The organism is Streptomyces sp. NPDC021356, assembly GCF_040641015.1.
GTDB lineage: Bacteria > Actinomycetota > Actinomycetes > Streptomycetales > Streptomycetaceae > Streptomyces.
This window is the reverse complement of sequence record NZ_JBFACU010000026.1, coordinates 71,767-89,517: the sequence shown is the minus strand read 5'-3', so window position 1 is coordinate 89,517 and position 17,751 is coordinate 71,767. Positions and strand designations below refer to the sequence as shown.

Sequence of the window (17,751 nt, the reverse complement as noted above, 5' to 3'; positions counted from 1 at the left end):
GGTCCCGGCGGGCGAGGTGGCGCAGCGCCGTGTCCAGGTCGGCGTGCTCGGCGGTCAGCCCGGCCAGCCAGGGCAACTGCCCGGCCCCGCGCAGACAGGGCTCGGCCCGCTCGGCCAGCCGCAGGAAGTACGCGGCGTGCGCGTCCCGCAGCCCGGTCGGCTCCCCGCCGGCCGCGGCCCGCTCCGCGGCGAACGCGCGGATGGTCTCCAGCATCCGGTAACGCCCGCCGGACACCTCGCAGAACGACTTCTCCACCAACGAGGCCAGCAGGTCCTCCGGGTACGGCACCTGGCAGACGGCCTGGACGGCCTCGACCGTGGCGCCGCCGGAGAACACGCTGAGCCGCGCGGCCAGCTCCCGCTCCTCGGCGTCCAGCAGGTCCCAGCTCCACTCCACGACGCCCCGCAGGGTGCGGTGCCGGGGCGCCTTGGTGCGGTCACCGCGGTTCAGCAGCCGGAACCGGTCGTCCAGGCGGTCGGCCAGCTCCTGCGGCTCCAGCGTCCGCAGCCGGGCCGCCGCCAGCTCGATGGCCAGCGGCAGCCCGTCCAGGGCACGGCAGATGTCGGGCAGGCGCGGGTGGCCCGTGAAACCGGGCCGCACGGCCCGCGCCCGGTCCAGGAACAGCCGCTCGGCCGGCTCCGGCGGCAGCGACGCCACCGCGACCAGCACCTCACCGGTGATGCCGAGGGCCTCCCGGCTGGTGGCGAGGATCCGCACCCCGGGGCAGGAGCCCAGCAGCAGTCCGGCGATCCGGGCCGCGTCCTCGATCACGTGTTCGCAGTTGTCCAGTACCAGCAGCACCTCGCGCTCCTCCAGGGCGGTCAGCAGCCGGTCCGTGACGTCGGTCGTGGGGGTGCGGAAGCCCTCCCGTATCCCGAGGGCCGTCAGCACGGCGTACGGGATCCGGGCGCCCTCGGCCAGCGGGGCCAGCTCGACCAGGCACGCCTCGCCGTGGGTCCGGGCCGCCTCGATCGCGAGCCGCGTCTTGCCCGCCCCGCCGGGACCGGTGAGGGTGACCAGGCGCGAACCGGGGTCGGTGAGGTGGGCGGCGATACGGGCCAGTTCGGCGTCCCGGCCGACGAACCGCGTCAGCTGCGCGGGCAGCCCCCTCGCGCGCGGCTCGGGGTCCTGCCCGCGCAGCAGGTCCAGGTGCAGGGCGGACAGCTCCGGCGACGGGTCCGCACCCAGCTCGTCGGCGAGGATGCGCCGGGCCCGCTCGTACGCCGTCAGCGCCTCGGCGGGCCGCCCGGCCAGGTGCAGGGCCCGCATCAGCTGTCCGTGCAGCCGCTCGCTCAGCGGGTGCGCGGCCAGCAGCGCGCGCAGCTCCGGCACCAGCGCGGGACCGCCGCCGAGCGCGAGGTCCGCCTCGACGCGGTCCTGTACGGCGGCCAGCCGCAGCTCCTCCAGACGGGCCGTCTCGGCGTGCGCGTCGGGCAGGTCCGGCAGGGCCGGGCCACGCCACAGGGCGAGCGCCTCGCGCAGCACGCCGGCGGCGCGCGCGGGGTCCCCCGAGGTGAGGGCGGTACGGCCCGCACCGGCCAGGAACTCGAAGCGGTGGGCGTCGACGGTGTCGGCGGCGGCGGCGATCCGGTAGCCGGCGGCGACGGCCTCGACACTCGTGTGCGGGGCGAGGCGCCTGCGCAGCCGGGAGATCTGCGACTGGAGGGCGTTGGCCGCGCCCGCGGGCGGCTCGGCGCCGTAGAGGCCGTCGGTCAGGCGCTCCGTGGTGACCGCGCGGCCCGCGTCCAGGAGCAGCAGCGTGAGCAGCGCGCGGGGGCGCGGGCCGCCGGGGTCGAGGGGGGTCCCGTCGTCGGTGCGGATGTCCAGCGGGCCCAGGATGCCGAAGCGCATTCCCCGGATTCTGGCAGGCGGGCGGGGTGCCGGGCGCCCGGGTACGGCAAAAAGCCGGCCCACCTGAGGTGGACCGGCTCAGTGCAGCGAACCGGCAGTGGCCGCGCGCTCAGCTGAGCGTCAGCGCGAGACCTTGCCGGCCTTGATGCACGAGGTGCAAGCGTTCACGCGCTTCGGCGTCCCGCCCACCACGGTACGCACACGCTGGATGTTCGGGTTCCAGCGACGGGACGTACGGCGGTGCGAGTGCGAGATGTTGTTGCCGAAGCCCGGCCCCTTGCCGCAGACGTCGCAGTTGGCAGCCACGGGTCACTCCAAAGACTTCAGATGCACTTACGGTTGATCCCGGCATGCCGGGATCAGGATCCGGAGGCTCGGAGAGCACGCTGAATCTGAGTGGCGGTGCCAGGGGGAAGAGCCCGATCGGGATCGGGCAACCGGAGCAGCATACAACGCCTGCTCCCGTACAACGAAACTACCATGGCGGCTCAGGGGCCCGCCCCGGCCCTCTTCCGGCGGACGCCGCCCCTGGGTCTACGCTGCCGTCCGGCCCAGCAGATCGAGGAGGCGCAGGTGGCGCAGGTGGCGCAGACGTTCGACGCGCCGGCGGTGCGCACCTGGTGCGGCCTGGCCCTGCGCGCCCTGGGACGGGCGCGCGAGGAGATCGACGCGATCAACGTCTATCCCGTGGCCGACGGCGACACCGGCACCAACCTCTACCTGACCGCCGAGTCCGCCGCCGCCGCGGTCGAGGCCGTCTTCGCGGGCCACGAGACGGGCGGCGCCGCCCCCGGCGGCCCCTCGCTCGCCGAGGCCGCGCGGGCGATGGCGCACGGGGCGCTCATCGGCGCGCGCGGCAACTCCGGGACGATCCTCGCCCAGCTGCTGCGCGGCATGGCGGAGGTGCTCGCCGCCGACGGCGCCAGTGCCCGCACCGACGGGCACGGGCTGCGGCTCGCCCTGCGACGCGCCGCCGACTCCGCCCGGCAGGCCGTGGCCCACCCCGTGGAGGGCACGGTCCTGTCGGTCGCCTCGGCCGCCGCCGACGCGGCCACCGGCACGGAGGGTGACTGCGGGGCGGTCGCACGGGCCGCCTACGAAGGCGCGCGCACCGCCCTGGCCGCGACCCCCGGCCAGCTGGCCGTCCTGGAGCGCGCCGGGGTGGTCGACGCGGGCGGACGCGGGCTGGTGGCCGTCCTCGCGGCCCTGGTGGAGACGTTCACGGGCGAGACGCCCGCCGGCCGGGGGGCGGCGCGGGCGGCCGGGCAGCATCCGGGGGCGGGAGGCGCCGGACAGGCGCCGGCCAGGGCGCACGGGGACCGCCCGGCGGTGCCGCACGCGCGCGCGACGGAAACCGCCCCGGCCCCGTCGTCCCCGGCTTCGGCGCCTTCCGTGACGCCGGGACCGTCCGATTCGCCCGCCCTGCCCGATCCGTCCGGTCGGCCGGTTTCCGCCGTGCCGTCCGCCCCCTGCCCGCCCCCCGCCGGCGGGCCCACCGGCTCCGCCTCCGGCAGCGGCGGCCCGGCCTTCGAGGTGATCTACCTCCTGGAGGCCGAGGACTGCGCCGTCGCCCGGCTGCGGCAGCGGCTCGACGCACTAGGGGACTCCCTGGTCGTGGTCGGCGGCGACGGTCTGTGGAACGTCCACGTGCACGTGGACGACGCCGGCGCCGCCGTGGAGGCGGGCGTGGAGGCCGGCCGCCCGCACCGGATCCGGATCACCCACTTCGGCGCGGGCGACGTGCACACCGCGGGCGCCGCCGAGCGTCCGCCGCGCGAGCCCGCCCAGCGTGCCGTGGTGGCCGTCGTCCCCGGCGAGGGCCTGGCCGCGCTGTGCACCGAGGCCGGGGCGACCACGGTGCTCGCCCGCCCCGGGGAGCCGCCGGCCAGCGGCGAGCTGGTGGAGGCGCTGCGGCGGGCCCACGCGCGCGAGGTGGTCCTGCTGCCCAACGACGCCGAACTGCGCGACACCGCCGCCGCGGCGGCCGAGCAGGCCCGCGGCGAGGGCATCCGCGTCGCCCTCATCCCGACCCGCTCGGCGGTCCAGGGCATCGCCGCCCTGGCTGTGCACGAGCCCGGCCGCCGCTTCGACGAGGACGTCGTCGCCATGACCTCGGCGGCCGGCGCCACCCGCCACGCCGAGGTCACCGTCGCCGAGCACCGGTCGTGGACCAGCGCCGGCATCTGCCAGGCCGGTGACGTCCTCGGACTCGTCGACGGCGACGTGGCCGTGATCGGCCCCGACGTCACCGCCACCGCCCGCACCGTCCTGGACCGGATGCTCGCGGCCGGCGGCGAACTGGTCACCCTCGTCCTGGGCGACGAGGTCCCGGACACCGTCGCCGACCATCTGGAAGCCCACGTCCGCGAGACCTGCCTGGCCGTCGACACGGTCGTCTACCGGGGCGGCCGGCAGGGCGCGCTGCTGCTCGTCGGCGTCGAGTAGCGGCACGCTCCGACGGCCGGGGCCCTGGCTCGGCCCCGGCGGCCGGGGTCCTGCCAGGACCTGCACGGCCCCGAGGCCAGGAGGTCTACGGCATTGTCAGTGCCGTGGTGTGCAATGGATCTCGTGCCCGCGCTGAAAGAACCCCTGCGACAACCGCTGAAGTCGGTGCTCGGCCCCGCCACCGCGAAGGTGATGGCCGAGCACCTCGGCCTGCACTCCGTGGGCGACCTGCTCCACCACTACCCCCGCAGATACGAGGAGCGGGGCCAGCTCACCCACCTCGCCGACCTCCCCATGGACGAGCACGTCACGGTGGTCGCCCAGGTCGCCGACGCCCGACTGCACACGTTCGCCTCCTCGCGGGCGCCGCGCGGCAAGGGCCAGCGCCTGGAGGTGACGATCACCGACGGCAGCGGCCGGATCCAGCTGGTCTTCTTCGGCAACGGCGTGCACAAACCCCACAAGGACCTCCTGCCGGGCACGCGCGCGATGTTCGCCGGCAAGGTCTCCGTCTTCAACCGGCGGCTCCAGCTGGCCCACCCGGCCTACGAACTGCTCAAGGGCGACACCGAGGAGGCCGTCGAGTCCTGGGCGGGCGCCCTCATCCCGATCTACCCGGCCACCGCCAAACTGGAGTCCTGGAAGATCGGCAAGGCCGTCCAGACCGTCCTGCCCAGCGCCCAGGAGGCCGTCGACCCGCTGCCCGGCACCCTTCGCGCCGGGCGCGGCCTGGTCACCCTCCCCGAGGCCCTGCTCAAGATCCACCGCCCGCACACCAAGGCGGACGTCGCCGACGCCCGCGCCCGCCTGAAGTGGGACGAGGCCTTCGTCCTCCAGGTCGCCCTGGCCCGCAGGCGGCACGCGGACGCCCAGCTCCCGGCCGTCGCCCGCCGCCCCCGCCCCGACGGTCTCCTCGCCGCCTTCGACGACCGGCTGCCGTTCACCCTCACCGACGGCCAGCAGAAGGTCTCCCGGGAGATCTTCGACGACCTCGCCACCGACCACCCGATGCACCGGCTGCTCCAGGGCGAGGTGGGTTCGGGCAAGACCCTGGTCGCCCTGCGCGCCATGCTCGCCGTCGTCGACGCGGGCGGGCAGGCCGCGATGCTCGCGCCCACCGAAGTGCTCGCCCAGCAGCACCACCGGTCGGTCACCGAGATGATGGGCGAGCTGGCCGAAGGGGGCATGCTGGGCGGGGCCGAGGACGCCACCAAAGTGGTGCTGCTCACCGGGTCCATGGGTGCCGCCGCCCGCCGGCGGGCGCTGCTGGACCTGGCCACCGGCGAGGCCGGCCTCGTGATCGGCACGCATGCGCTGATCGAGGACAAGGTCCAGTTCCACGACCTGGGACTCGTCGTCGTGGACGAGCAGCACCGCTTCGGCGTCGAGCAGCGCGACGCCCTGCGCGGCAAGGGGAAGCAGCCGCCGCACCTGCTGGTCATGACCGCCACACCCATCCCGCGTACGGTCGCGATGACCGTCTTCGGCGACCTGGAGACCTCCGTCCTGGACCAGCTCCCGGCCGGCCGCTCGCCCATCGCCAGCCATGTCGTCCCGGCCGCCGACAAACCGCACTTCCTCGCGCGCGCCTGGGAGCGGGTGCGCGAGGAGGTGGCCGCCGGCCACCAGGCGTACGTCGTCTGCCCGCGCATCGGGGACGAGGAGGACGACCCGAAGAGGACCGCCGGGAAGAAGCCGGGGAAGTCCGCGGAGGCGGGGGAGTCCGCCGAGTCCGCGGAGACGGCCGACAGACGCCCGCCGCTCGCCGTCCTGGACGTGGCCGACCAGCTCGCGAAGGGCCCCCTGGAGGGCCTGCGGGTCGAGGTGCTGCACGGCAGGATGCAACCCGACGACAAGGACGCGGTCATGCGCCGCTTCGCCGCGGGCGACACCGACGTCCTGGTCGCCACCACCGTCATCGAGGTCGGCGTCAACGTCCCCAACGCCACCGTGATGGTGATCACGGACGCCGACCGCTTCGGCGTCTCCCAGCTGCACCAGCTGCGCGGACGTGTCGGCCGCGGCTCGGCGCCCGGCCTGTGCCTGCTGGTCACCGAGATGCCCGAGGCGAGCGCCGCCCGCCAGCGGCTGAACGCGGTGGCGGCCACCCTCGACGGCTTCGAACTGTCCCGCATCGACCTCGAACAGCGTCGCGAGGGCGACGTCCTCGGCCAGGCCCAGTCCGGCGCCCGCACCAGCCTGCGGGTGCTCGCCGTCATCGAGGACGAGGAGATCATCGCCGAGGCGCGCGAGGAGGCCGCCGCGGTGGTCGCCGCCGACCCCGGCCTGGAGCACCTGCCGGGCCTGCGCACGGCCCTGGACGCCCTGCTGGACGAGGAGAGGGAGCAGTACCTGGAGAAGGGCTGAACACCACCGACCCAGGGACGCGCCGAACGGCGCGACCAGCCACACTGAACGCAAAGCCGCTCACAACCAAGGACCTCAGATGACCCGCGTGATCGCCGGCAGGGCCGGCGGACGTCGACTGGCCGTCCCGCAGGGAGGCCGCACCCGGCCCACCTCCGACCGCGCACGCGAAGGCCTGCTCTCCACCTGGCAGTCCCTGCTCGGCGGCCCGCTCGACGGTGAACGGGTCCTCGACCTCTACGCGGGCTCGGGCGCCGTCGGCCTGGAGGCCCTGTCCCGCGGCGCCGGCCACACCCTCCTCGTCGAGGCCGACGCCCGCGCCGCCCGCACCGTCCGGGAGAACGTGAAGTCCCTCGCCCTGCCCGGCGCCGAGGTGAGGGCGGCCCGGGCGGAGCAGGTCGTCCAGTCACCGCCCCCGGCCGACCCGTACGACATCGTCTTCCTCGACCCGCCGTACACCGTCTCCGACGACGATCTTCGGGAGATCCTGCTCACACTCCGTTCGCAGGGGTGGCTCGTCGCGGGGGCCCTCGTCACCGTGGAGCGCAGCACCAGAGGCGGCGAGTTCGGGTGGCCGCCCGGCTTCGACGCCATCCGGTCCCGCCGCTACGGCGAGGGAACGTTTTGGTACGGTCGCGCCGCCTCTACGTGCGAAGACGCACGATGACCGGACCGGAGAGCGAGGGATCTCAAGTGCGCCGCGCCGTCTGTCCCGGGTCGTTCGACCCGATCACCAACGGACACCTCGACATCATTGCCCGCGCCTCCCGCCTGTACGACGAGGTCTACGTGGCGGTGATGATCAACCAGTCCAAGAAGGGCCTGTTCGAGATCGAGGAGCGCATCGACCTCATCCGCCAGGTCACCGCCGACTACGGCAACGTCCGCGTCGAGTCCTTCCACGGCCTCCTCGTCGACTTCTGCAAGCAGCGCGACATCCCCGCCATCGTCAAGGGCCTGCGCGCGGTCAGCGACTTCGACTACGAGCTGCAGATGGCCCAGATGAACAACGGCCTCTCCGGCGTCGAGACGCTCTTCGTGCCGACCAACCCCACCTACAGCTTCCTGTCGTCCTCCCTGGTCAAGGAGGTCGCGGCCTGGGGCGGCGACGTCGCCCACCTGGTGCCCGACGTCGTCCTGGCGGCGCTGACCGCGCGGCTGGAGGAGAAGTGACGTCCTGACGGCCCGTCACCCGGTGTCCGGCGGCTGCCCCATGGTCGTACAGTCGTCCCGTCCGTTACCCGCACATCGGTAGGGAGTGGCGAGCACACCGTGGACGTGCAGAAGAAGCTCGACGAGATCGTGACCACGGTCTCCGGCGCCCGGTCCATGCCCATGTCGGCGTCGTGCGTGGTCAACCGCGCCGATCTGCTCGCGCTGCTCGACCAGGTGCGCCAGGCGCTGCCCGGCTCGCTCGCGCAGGCCCAGGAGCTGATCGGCGACCGCGAGCAGATGGTCGAGGAGGCCCGGCGCGAGGCCGAGCGGATCATCGAGACCGCACACGCCGAGCGCGGCTCGCTGATCTCCGACACCGAGGTCGCCCGCCGCTCCCAGGCCGAGGCCGACCGGATCCTCACCGAGGCCCGGCGCGAGGCCGAGGAGGTCCGCGCCGAGGCCGACGACTACGTCGACTCCAAGCTCGCCAACTTCGAGGTGGTCCTCACCAAGACCCTCGGCTCGGTCGGGCGCGGCCGGGAGAAGCTGCTCGGCACCGGCCCCGGCCTGAACGAGGACGGCTACGAGGACGAGGACGCCCCCGAGCGCAGCCACGACCCCGAGACGCTGCGCCGCGACGCCGACGCCTACGTCGACGCCAAGCTGGGCGCCTTCGAGGCCGTGCTCGCCAAGACGCTGGAGGCCGTCGGCCGCGGACGGCAGAAGCTGCACGGCCGGATCGCCACCGACGACCTCGGCGCCCTCGCCGACGACACATCCACCGTGCAGCACTCCAGCGACGCCGACTACCTCGCGGGCCTCGCGGACCTCACCGAGAGCCCCGCCGCCCCCGCCGCCGAGCGACCGCAGCAGCCGGCGTACGAGCCGCAGCCGGCCTACGGCTACCAGCAGCAGCCCGCGCAGCCCGACCCCTACGGCGGCGGCTACCAGCAGGGCTACGGCGGCCAGCAGGCCGACCCCTACGGCTACCAGCAGGCCGATCCCTACTCCTCCGCCCCCGGCTACGCTCCGGCGGGAGGCGCCGCCTTCCAGGGCTACGACGCCCAGCAGACCGGCGCCTACGACCCGCACCAGCCCCAGCAGGCGCACGAGGTGCACCAGGCTCACCAGCCCCAGCAGCCCCAGCAGCCCCAGCAGGACCAGCCCCACCAGGGGTACGCGCTCGACGAGACCAGCCTCTTCGACACCGGCATGATCAGCGCCGAACAGCTGCGGGCCTACGAGCAGGGCCGCGGCCTGTAGCTCCCGGCCGCCTCCACCCGTGCTGCCCGTTCGCCCCGGTCCGCCCGCCGGGGCCGGATTGGGCCGAGAGCCAAAGGTCAAGTATCCTGGCTCTTCGGTCGCGCGTAAGTGCGCGGTCAGCGCTGCCCGGGTACACCACCGAGGCGGCGTCCCTCCGAGTTCGGAAACCGAAAGCAGGAATGGCTCACAGCTCCCGCCTCGACCACCGCAACCCTCTCGTGTTCGACACGCATGAGCTGGGGCGGCGGCCTGGCGCGCTGCAGCGCCTCACCCGTGAGGTCCCGGCCCCCCGGGACTTCGGTATCCACGGAGTGATCGGAGTGCCGGAAGGCGCCCCGATGGAGCTCGAACTCCGACTCGAGTCGGTCATGGAAGGTGTGCTCGTCACAGGCACCGCCCGTGCACAGGCCGAGGGGGAGTGCGTAAGGTGTCTGGAGCCGGTCGGGCTGGAGCTCGAAGCGGACTTCCAGGAGATGTTCTCGTACCCTGACGCCGACGACCGGGGCCGCGTGATCGCGGAACCGGGCGACGACGCCGAGGACGACGAGGACAGGCTCCTCCTCGAGGACGGACTCTTCGACCTCGAACCTCTGCTGCGCGATGCGGTGGTGCTCGCACTGCCGATGCAGCCGGTGTGCCAGGAAGACTGTCCGGGCCTGTGTTCCCAGTGCGGAGCGCGGCTCGCGGACGACCCGGACCACCATCACGACGCCGTCGACATCCGTTGGGCGGCTTTGCAGGGACTCGCCGGCACCACGTCGGACGGCGAGAAGGACGAGATGAGCGGCGCTGACGCGGAAGCGGGCGTCGACGAGAAGCAGGAGAAGTAGCCGTGGCTGTTCCGAAGCGGAAGATGTCGCGCAGCAACACGCGCCACCGCCGGTCGCAGTGGAAGGCTGCGGTCCCCACCCTGGTTGCGTGCGAGCGCTGCCACGAGCCCAAGCTGCAGCACATCGCGTGCCCGTCTTGCGGCACCTACAACAAGCGCCAGGTCCTCGAGGTCTGAGCGGCTGGTGAGAGGCACCGTGTCCACTGCCAAGAAGGCGGCTGACGCCGACGCCATCGCTCCCCGCCGACGCGGGGGCGCTCCGTCGGACAACACGACCTCGTCCCACACGCTTCTGGAAGGGCGGCTCGGCTACCAGCTCGAGTCCGCCCTTCTGGTGCGCGCGCTGACCCACCGTTCCTACGCGTACGAGAACGGCGGCCTGCCGACGAACGAGCGGCTGGAGTTCCTCGGTGACTCCGTCCTCGGTCTCGTCGTCACGGACACGCTGTACCGCACCCACCCCGACCTGCCCGAAGGCCAGCTGGCCAAGTTGCGGGCCGCGGTGGTCAACTCGCGTGCGCTGGCGGAAGTGGGCCGCGGACTCGACCTGGGTTCCTTCATCCGGCTCGGCCGCGGTGAAGAGGGCACGGGCGGCCGGGACAAGGCATCCATCCTCGCCGACACCCTCGAAGCGGTGATCGGTGCGGTCTATCTCGACCAGGGCCTCGACGCGGCCTCCGAACTGGTGCACCGCCTGTTCGACCCGCTGATCGAGAAGTCCTCCAACCTCGGAGCCGGCCTGGACTGGAAGACGTCACTCCAGGAGCTGACCGCGACCGAAGGACTCGGCGTCCCCGAGTACCTGGTCACGGAAACCGGCCCCGACCACGAGAAGACCTTCACTGCTGCCGCCCGCGTCGGAGGCGTCTCGTACGGCACCGGCACCGGCCGCAGCAAGAAGGAGGCGGAACAGCAGGCCGCCGAGTCCGCCTGGCGGGCCATCCAGGCCGCCGCGGACGAGCGCGCCAAGGCGTCCGAACAGGCCGCCGCCCAGGACGGCAACACGTCGTCCGCCCCCGCCTGACCGTCAGAACCAGCGGCACAAGCCGCACAGCGTGACCGAGCGCCCGCCCTGAGCCCCCGGCTCGGGACGGGCGCTCGGATTCGTCCACCGGACCGTACGGTCACGGTCCTTACGGGGGTCCCGATGCCCGAGTTGCCCGAGGTCGAGGTCGTCCGCCGCGGACTGGAGCGGTGGGTCGCCCACCGCACCGTCGCCGAGGTCGAGGTGCTGCACCCGCGTGCCGTCCGCCGGCACCTCGCGGGCGCCGACGACTTCGCGCACCGCCTCAAGGGCCATCACATCGCCGCGCCGCGCCGGCGCGGCAAGTACCTGTGGCTGCCGCTGGAGGAGACCAACCAGTCGGTCCTCGCCCATCTCGGCATGAGCGGCCAGCTGCTGGTGCAGCCGCACGAGGCGCCCGACGAGAAGCACCTGCGCATCCGCGTCCGGTTCGCCGACTCCCTCGGCACCGAACTGCGCTTCGTGGACCAGCGCACCTTCGGCGGTCTCTCGTTGCACGACAACACCCCGGACGGCCTGCCCGACGTCATCGCGCACATCGCCCGTGACCCCCTCGATCCACTGTTCGACGACGAGGCCTTCCACCAGGCCCTGCGCCGCAAGCGCACCACCGTGAAACGCGCCCTGCTCGACCAGTCGCTGATCAGCGGCGTCGGCAACATCTACGCCGACGAGGCCCTGTGGCGCTCACGCCTGCACTACGAACGCCCCACCGCCGGTTTCACCCGCCCCCGCACGGCCGAACTCCTCGGCCACATCAGGGACGTGATGAACGAGGCCCTCGCCGTCGGCGGCACCAGCTTCGACAGCCTCTACGTCAACGTCAACGGCGAGTCCGGCTACTTCGACCGCTCCCTGGACGCCTACGGCCGCGAGGGCCTGCCCTGCCGTCGCTGCGGCACCCCGATGCGCCGCCGTCCCTGGATGAACCGCTCCAGCTACTACTGCCCCACGTGCCAGCCCGCCCCGCGCAACCGCCCCGCGCCCGGTCCGTCAGGGGCCGCGCGTCAGGCCCGGCGGGCGTCGTAGGCCTCGCGCGCCGCCAGCACCTCGTCCATCCGGTCCTCCACGCAGTGGATGAGGTCCAGCAACCGTCCGGCCACCTCGCGGCCGAGGGGGGTCAGCTCGTAGTCAACGCGCGGCGGGTTCGTCGGCTGGGCCTCGCGGTGCACCAGCCCGTCCCGCTCCAGCGCCTGAAGGGTCTGCGACAGCATCTTCTCGCTCACCCCGTCGACGCGGCGGCGCAGCTCGTTGAAGCGGAGAGAACCCTGGTGAAGGGCGCCGAGGGCGAGCGCTCCCCAGCGTCCGGTGACGTGCTCCAGCGTGCCGCGCGACGGGCACAGCCTGGCGAACACGTTGTACGGGAGGTCCTGCTCCTCGGTGCGCTCCTGTGTGGCGGTCATGTCTCGAGCGTACGCGAGCACAGCGCATACCGGCAGGTTGCGCTAACCCGGAGTAAGTGCACGGACGCGACCACTCCGAGGGCGGCCGCCGCCCAGACCCCGAGCGCCCGGTGCGCCCCGGGCCGACGCGATCCGTGGCGGCGTGGCCTGCGTCCGAGCGTCGGTGGCGTCCCAGATGCCGCGGCCTTCCTCCCCTGGTCCCGGCTCCGCGGCGGGCGCGCGCACCGGGCCGCCCGCGCGCACCGGGCCGCCCGCGGGCACCTCGCGCGGCGTCCCTTCGGCCGTCACGCTCAGTCCGTGTCACTCGATCGAGTGAGTTTCATATGAGATGCATCCGCGGGCGGGGCGGTACCCCACGGCCCCGGGGGCGGATGTGCCCGGTACGACCTCGCCCGGTTAGGTTGCAGTCATGAGCGAGGATGTCCGACTGGTCGCCTGGGTGCGAGGACACGTCCAGGGCGTGGGTTTCCGCTGGTTCACACGGGCCACGGCCCTGGAGATCGGCGACCTGAGCGGCTTTGCTCTCAATCTGGCCGACGGGCGCGTGCAGGTGGTCGCGGAGGGGCCCCGCACAGCCTGCCAGACCCTTCTCGACTGGCTGGAGGGCAGCGACACGCCCGGCCATGTCGACGGCGTCACCGAGATCTGGGACACACCGCGCGGCGGCTACGACGGCTTCGCGATCCGCTGAGCCGACCGGCCCGCCGCTTCGGCAAGCGGCACGCGGAATCTGCCACCGGTATCCGCCCGAAGGGAAAACGGCAGGTGATTGCGGAGAGGCACTTGCCGCGGCACGCTCCGCACGGCAGGATGATCGACACGCCCCCCGGGGCCCGCAGGAGGCGCAGTCCCACCGATTTCCGGTCGCGCGCCCCCGGGACACCCGTCGATACGGGGCGTGATCGTGTTGACCGTCAAACTTTTTGGTGAGACGCTGAAAGCCCGCGCACCTCAGCTGTTTGGCATGGAAGAACGGCACGAAAAACTGAACAGTGCCAAGCACCAAGGGTGCGAATCCCTCACGACCCACACCGCTTCGGTCGGTCACTCATTGTGGAGGACCATCCATCATGGCAAAGGCGCTTCTCGGTTACGTCGGCGGCTCCGACCCTCGACTCCTCGCCGAGATGCGACGGCTCCAGCAGCGCGTCCAGGACCTGGAATCCGAGCTCGTACGAATCCAGGCGGAGAACGACGCGCTGGCGGCTGCCGCTTCTCACGACAGGATCATGGAGCGCGTCGACGCACACCAGGCGGAGCCTGCGCTCACCTGATCACTGCATCGGCACAGCGACACAGTGGTTGGGCTGCCCGTATCAACCGCTCAGTTGCCAGAGTTGCAAGGGACGCTTCGGCGTCCCTTCCTTCTTTCCTGCCCCCGCTCTTCCCCCCGGCCCCGCCGGCTCTCAGCGCCCCGGTCCTCGGCCCGCGCTCGGCCTTCCTTGCCCCCGCGCATCCTTTCAGCCTCTTCAACGTCTGGTGTGCCCTGCGTGTACATGGGTGAAACCGCGCGGTTGCGAGGGTTCACGAAGTGAGATAGCGGCGGCGGGTAGAGTCCGACGGCGTGCACCTCAAAGCCCTGACCCTGAGAGGGTTCAAGTCGTTCGCCTCGGCCACCACGCTCCGGTTCGAACCGGGGATCACGTGCGTCGTCGGCCCGAACGGCTCGGGCAAGTCCAACGTGGTGGACGCGCTCAGCTGGGTCATGGGCGAGCAGGGCGCCAAGTCGCTGCGCGGCGGCAAGATGGAGGACGTCATCTTCGCCGGCACCACCGGCCGCCCGCCGCTCGGCCGCGCCGAGGTGTCCCTGACCATCGACAACTCCGACGGGGCCCTGCCCATCGAGTACGCCGAGGTCACCATCACGCGGATCATGTTCCGCAACGGCGGCAGCGAGTACCAGATCAACGGCGACACCTGCCGCCTCCTCGACATCCAGGAACTGCTCTCCGACTCCGGCATCGGCCGCGAGATGCACGTCATCGTCGGCCAGGGCCAGCTCGACTCCGTCCTGCACGCCGACCCCATGGGCCGCCGCGCCTTCATCGAGGAGGCCGCGGGCGTCCTCAAACACCGCAAGCGCAAGGAGAAGGCCCTCAGGAAACTGGACGCGATGCAGGCGAACCTCGCCCGCGTCCAGGACCTCACCGACGAACTGCGCCGCCAGCTCAAGCCGCTGGGCCGCCAGGCGGCGGTCGCCCGCCGCGCCGCCGTCATCCAGGCCGACCTGCGCGACGCCCGCCTGCGCCTGCTCGCCGACGACCTCGTACGCCTCCAGGAGGCCCTGAAGGCCGAAGTCGCCGACGAGGCCGCCCTGAAGGAGCGCAAGGAGAGTGCCGAGCGTGAACTGCGCAGGGCGGCCCAGCGGGAGGCGCTCCTGGAGGACGAGGTCCGCCGGCTCGCCCCGTGCCTGACCCGCGCCCAGCAGACCTGGTACGAGCTGTCCCGGCTGGCCGAACGCGTCCGCGGCACCGTCTCGCTCGCCGACGCCCGGGTGAAGAGCGCGACCTTTGCCCCCGTCGAGGAGCGGCGCGGACGCGACCCCGAGGACCTGGAGCGCGAAGCCGCCCGAGTCCGCGAACAGGAGGCCGAGCTGGAAGCGGCCCTGGAGGCGGCGCAGCGGGCCCTCGACGACACCGTCGCCCACCGCGCCGAACTGGAACGCGAACTCGCCGCGGAGGAACGCCGCCTGAAGGACGCCGCCCGCGCCATCGCCGACCGCCGCGAGGGCCTGGCCCGGCTCAGCGGCCAGGTGAACGCGGCCCGTTCCCGCGCCGCCTCGGCCCAGGCCGAGATCGACCGCCTGGCCACCGCCCGGGACGAGGCCCAGGAGCGGGCCGTCCACGCCCAGGAGGAGTACGAGGCACTCCAGGCGGAGGTCGACGGCCTGGACGCCGAGGACCACGAACTCGGCGAACGCCACGAGTCGGCCAAGGCCGCCCTGGCCGAGGCGGACGCGGCCCTCACCGCCGCCCGCGAGGCCGCCACCGCCACCGAACGCCGGCGGGCGGCGACCCAGGCCCGCCACGACGCCCTGGCCCTCGGACTGCGCCGCAAGGACGGCACGGGCGCCCTGCTCGACGCCACGGACCGGCTCACCGGCCTGCTGGGCCCGGCGGCGGAGGTCCTGACGATCACCCCGGGCTACGAAACACCCCTGGCCGCGGCCCTCGGAGCAGCCGCCGACGCCCTGGCCGTCGCCACTCCCGCGGCGGCGGCCGACGCCCTCCGCCTGCTGCGCAAGCAGGACGCGGGCCGGGCGGCACTGCTGCTCGCCGGTGCACCGGAGGACCCCGCCGCGCATATGGAGGGGCGTGCCACCGCCGCCGCCGCCGAGAGCGGCACGGCTGTTCCCTCCGCCGTCGCTACCGGCTCCGCCGTCGCTACCGGCTCCGCCGTCGCTACCGGCTCCACCGGCTCCACCGGCGCTTCCGCCGGACCCGACCCCGACACGGAGGGACCGACCGGCGGGCACGGCGGAAACAGCAGGCCCGGCGGAAACAGCCGGACCGGCGGACACAGCGGGCCCGGCGGGCACCCTTTCGCCGCCGACCTCGTCCGCGGACCCGCCGACCTCATGCCCGCCGTTCGCCGGCTGCTGCGCGACATCGTCGTGGTCGGCACGCTGGAGGACGCCGAGGACCTGGTCTACGCGCACCCCGCTCTCACAGCCGTCACCGCAGAGGGCGACCTGCTCGGGGCGCACTTCGCGCAGGGCGGCTCGGCCGGGGCGCCCAGCCTGCTCGAAGTGCAGGCCTCCGTGGACGAGGCCGCCGCCGAGCTGGCGGAACTCGCCGGGCGCTGCGCCGAGTCGGCCGACGTCCAGCAGCGCGCCGGTGAACGACGCAAGGAGTGTGCCGCGCTCGTCGAGGAACTGGGCGAGCGGCGCCGGGCGGCCGACCGGGAGAAGTCGGCGGTGGCGCAGCGGCTCGGGCGGCTCGCCGGCCAGGCGCGTGGTGCCGCGGGGGAGGCCGAGCGGTCCACGGCCGCCGCGGCCCGCGCCCAGGAGGCCCTGGACCAGGCCCGCCAGGAGGTGGAGGAACTCGCCGAACGGCTCGCCGTCGCCGAGGAGGCCCCGGTCGAGGAGGAGCCCGACACCTACGTACGGGACCGGCTCGCAGCCGACGGCGCCAACGCCCGGCAGACCGAGATGGAAGCCCGCCTCCAGGTCCGTACCCACGAGGAACGGGTCAGGGGACTGGCCGGCCGGGCCGACTCGCTGGACCGGGCCGCCCGCGCCGAACGCGAGGCACGCGCGCGGGCCGAACAGCGGCACGCACGTCTGCGCCACGAGGCCGCCGTCGCCGCGGCCGTCGCCGCCGGCGCGCGGCAGTTGCTGGCGCACGTAGAGGTCTCCCTGACCCGCGCGGACCAGGAGCGGGCCGCCGCCGAGACCGCCAAGGCGCACCGGGAGCAGGAGCTGACCGCGGCCCGTGCCGAGGGGCGCGACCTCAAGGCCGAACTCGACAAGCTGACCGACTCCGTCCACCGGGGCGAGGTGCTCGGCGCCGAGAAGCGGCTGCGCATCGAGCAGCTGGAGGCGAGGGCGCTGGAGGAACTGGGTGTCGAACCGGCGGGCCTGGTGACGGAGTACGGGCCGCACCAGCCGGTGCCGCCCTCGTTGCCCGCCGAGGGCGAGCAACTGCCCGAGGACCCCGCCCACCCCCGCAACAGGCCCCGTCCCTTCGTCCGCGCGGAGCAGGAGAAGCGGCTCAAGGCCGCCGAGCGCGCCTACCAGCAGCTCGGCAAGGTCAACCCGCTGGCCCTCGAGGAGTTCGCCGCGCTGGAGGAGCGCCACAAGTTCCTCAGCGAGCAGCTGGAGGACCTGAAGAAGACCCGCGCCGATCTCCTCCAGGTGGTCAAGGAGGTCGACGAGCGCGTGGAGCAGGTCTTCACCGAGGCCTACCGCGACACCGCACGCGAGTTCGAGGGCGTCTTCGGAAGGCTCTTCCCGGGCGGCGAGGGCCGCCTCGTGCTCACCGACCCCGAGAACATGCTCACCACGGGCGTGGACGTCGAGGCACGCCCGCCCGGCAAGAAGGTGAAGCGGCTGTCGCTGCTCTCCGGCGGTGAGCGGTCGCTGACGGCCGTGGCGCTGCTGGTGTCGATCTTCAAGGCCCGCCCGAGCCCGTTCTACGTCATGGACGAGGTGGAGGCGGCCCTGGACGACACCAACCTCCAGCGGCTCATCCGCATCATGCAGGAGCTGCAGGAGGCCTCGCAGCTGATCGTGATCACGCACCAGAAGCGCACCATGGAGGTGGCCGACGCCCTGTACGGCGTCTCCATGCAGGGCGACGGTGTGTCGAAGGTCATCAGCCAGCGGCTCCGCTAGACCCGCGCCGCGTTCCCGCCTCCCCCCGTCGCGTGTCCTCGCGACTTCGGGGTAGTCGAAGCGTGTCCCGATACTTGA

The 17,751-nt window shown here is 73.3% G+C and carries 14 protein-coding genes and 1 pseudogene; 12 read left to right on the top strand and 3 right to left on the bottom strand.

What is annotated here, in order from left to right:
* Nucleotide 1 precedes the first annotated feature (1 nt).
* Nucleotides 2-1,852 (bottom strand): annotated as a pseudogene (locus AB0G56_RS29745) (BTAD domain-containing putative transcriptional regulator); the annotation flags it as partial.
* A 120-nt stretch (nucleotides 1,853-1,972) separates the two neighbouring features.
* Entirely contained in the window at nucleotides 1,973-2,158 is a 186-nt protein-coding gene (gene rpmB, locus AB0G56_RS29740; protein WP_003993230.1) for a 50S ribosomal protein L28, read from the bottom strand.
* A 267-nt stretch (nucleotides 2,159-2,425) separates the two neighbouring features.
* Between rpmB and AB0G56_RS29735 the strand changes: the two genes are divergently transcribed.
* From AB0G56_RS29735 to mutM, 9 genes are all read left to right on the top strand, one after another.
* Nucleotides 2,426-4,297: a DAK2 domain-containing protein gene (locus tag AB0G56_RS29735; RefSeq protein WP_360975138.1), complete on the top strand. Its 1,872-nt coding sequence runs from the start codon at nucleotides 2,426-2,428 to the stop codon at nucleotides 4,295-4,297.
* Nucleotides 4,298-4,411: 114 nt separating this feature from the next.
* A complete protein-coding gene (gene recG / locus AB0G56_RS29730; protein ID WP_360975055.1) occupies nucleotides 4,412-6,664 on the top strand; it encodes an ATP-dependent DNA helicase RecG in 2,253 nt (750 codons plus the stop codon).
* Between the two features lie 79 nt (nucleotides 6,665-6,743).
* Nucleotides 6,744-7,331, top strand: a complete 588-nt coding sequence (gene rsmD / locus AB0G56_RS29725) for a 16S rRNA (guanine(966)-N(2))-methyltransferase RsmD (protein WP_360975052.1) — start codon at nucleotides 6,744-6,746, stop codon at nucleotides 7,329-7,331.
* A gap of 26 nt (nucleotides 7,332-7,357) precedes the next feature.
* Entirely contained in the window at nucleotides 7,358-7,837 is a 480-nt protein-coding gene (gene coaD / locus AB0G56_RS29720; RefSeq protein ID WP_360975135.1) for a pantetheine-phosphate adenylyltransferase, read from the top strand.
* Nucleotides 7,838-7,936: 99 nt separating this feature from the next.
* The gene (locus AB0G56_RS29715; protein WP_360975049.1) at nucleotides 7,937-9,082 is read left to right on the top strand and encodes a cell division initiation protein; all 1,146 of its coding nucleotides are present in this window, start codon (nucleotides 7,937-7,939) and stop codon (nucleotides 9,080-9,082) included.
* 179 nt (nucleotides 9,083-9,261) lie between these two features.
* Nucleotides 9,262-9,912: a DUF177 domain-containing protein gene (locus tag AB0G56_RS29710; protein WP_360975046.1), complete on the top strand. Its 651-nt coding sequence runs from the start codon at nucleotides 9,262-9,264 to the stop codon at nucleotides 9,910-9,912.
* 2 nt (nucleotides 9,913-9,914) lie between these two features.
* Entirely contained in the window at nucleotides 9,915-10,088 is a 174-nt protein-coding gene (rpmF, locus tag AB0G56_RS29705; RefSeq protein WP_007493396.1) for a 50S ribosomal protein L32, read from the top strand.
* Between the two features lie 7 nt (nucleotides 10,089-10,095).
* Nucleotides 10,096-10,935 carry a ribonuclease III gene (rnc, locus tag AB0G56_RS29700; RefSeq protein ID WP_360975043.1) on the top strand — a complete coding sequence of 280 codons (840 nt, stop codon included), beginning with the start codon at nucleotides 10,096-10,098 and terminating at the stop codon, nucleotides 10,933-10,935.
* Between the two features lie 123 nt (nucleotides 10,936-11,058).
* Nucleotides 11,059-11,964, top strand: a complete 906-nt coding sequence (mutM, locus tag AB0G56_RS29695; protein WP_360975040.1) for a bifunctional DNA-formamidopyrimidine glycosylase/DNA-(apurinic or apyrimidinic site) lyase — start codon at nucleotides 11,059-11,061, stop codon at nucleotides 11,962-11,964.
* On the opposite strand, the gene AB0G56_RS29690 is transcribed toward mutM, so the two are convergent.
* On the bottom strand, nucleotides 11,943-12,338 hold the full coding sequence (locus AB0G56_RS29690) for a helix-turn-helix domain-containing protein (RefSeq protein ID WP_360975037.1): 396 nt from the start codon (nucleotides 12,336-12,338) through the stop codon (nucleotides 11,943-11,945). The two genes, mutM and AB0G56_RS29690, sit on opposite strands and share 22 nt — an antisense overlap.
* Nucleotides 12,339-12,747: 409 nt before the next feature.
* Between AB0G56_RS29690 and AB0G56_RS29685 the strand changes: the two genes are divergently transcribed.
* The 3 genes from AB0G56_RS29685 to AB0G56_RS29675 all read left to right on the top strand — a co-directional run bounded on the left by AB0G56_RS29685 (nucleotide 12,748) and on the right by AB0G56_RS29675 (nucleotide 17,673).
* Nucleotides 12,748-13,029, top strand: a complete 282-nt coding sequence (locus AB0G56_RS29685) for an acylphosphatase (protein ID WP_360975034.1) — start codon at nucleotides 12,748-12,750, stop codon at nucleotides 13,027-13,029.
* 379 nt (nucleotides 13,030-13,408) lie between these two features.
* Nucleotides 13,409-13,612, top strand: coding sequence for a hypothetical protein (locus AB0G56_RS29680; RefSeq protein ID WP_018567931.1), 204 nt, complete (start codon nucleotides 13,409-13,411; stop codon nucleotides 13,610-13,612).
* A 290-nt stretch (nucleotides 13,613-13,902) separates the two neighbouring features.
* Nucleotides 13,903-17,673 (top strand): AAA family ATPase, encoded by a 3,771-nt coding sequence (locus AB0G56_RS29675; RefSeq protein WP_360975031.1) that lies wholly within the window; start codon nucleotides 13,903-13,905, stop codon nucleotides 17,671-17,673.
* Nucleotides 17,674-17,751: the final 78 nt, after the last annotated feature.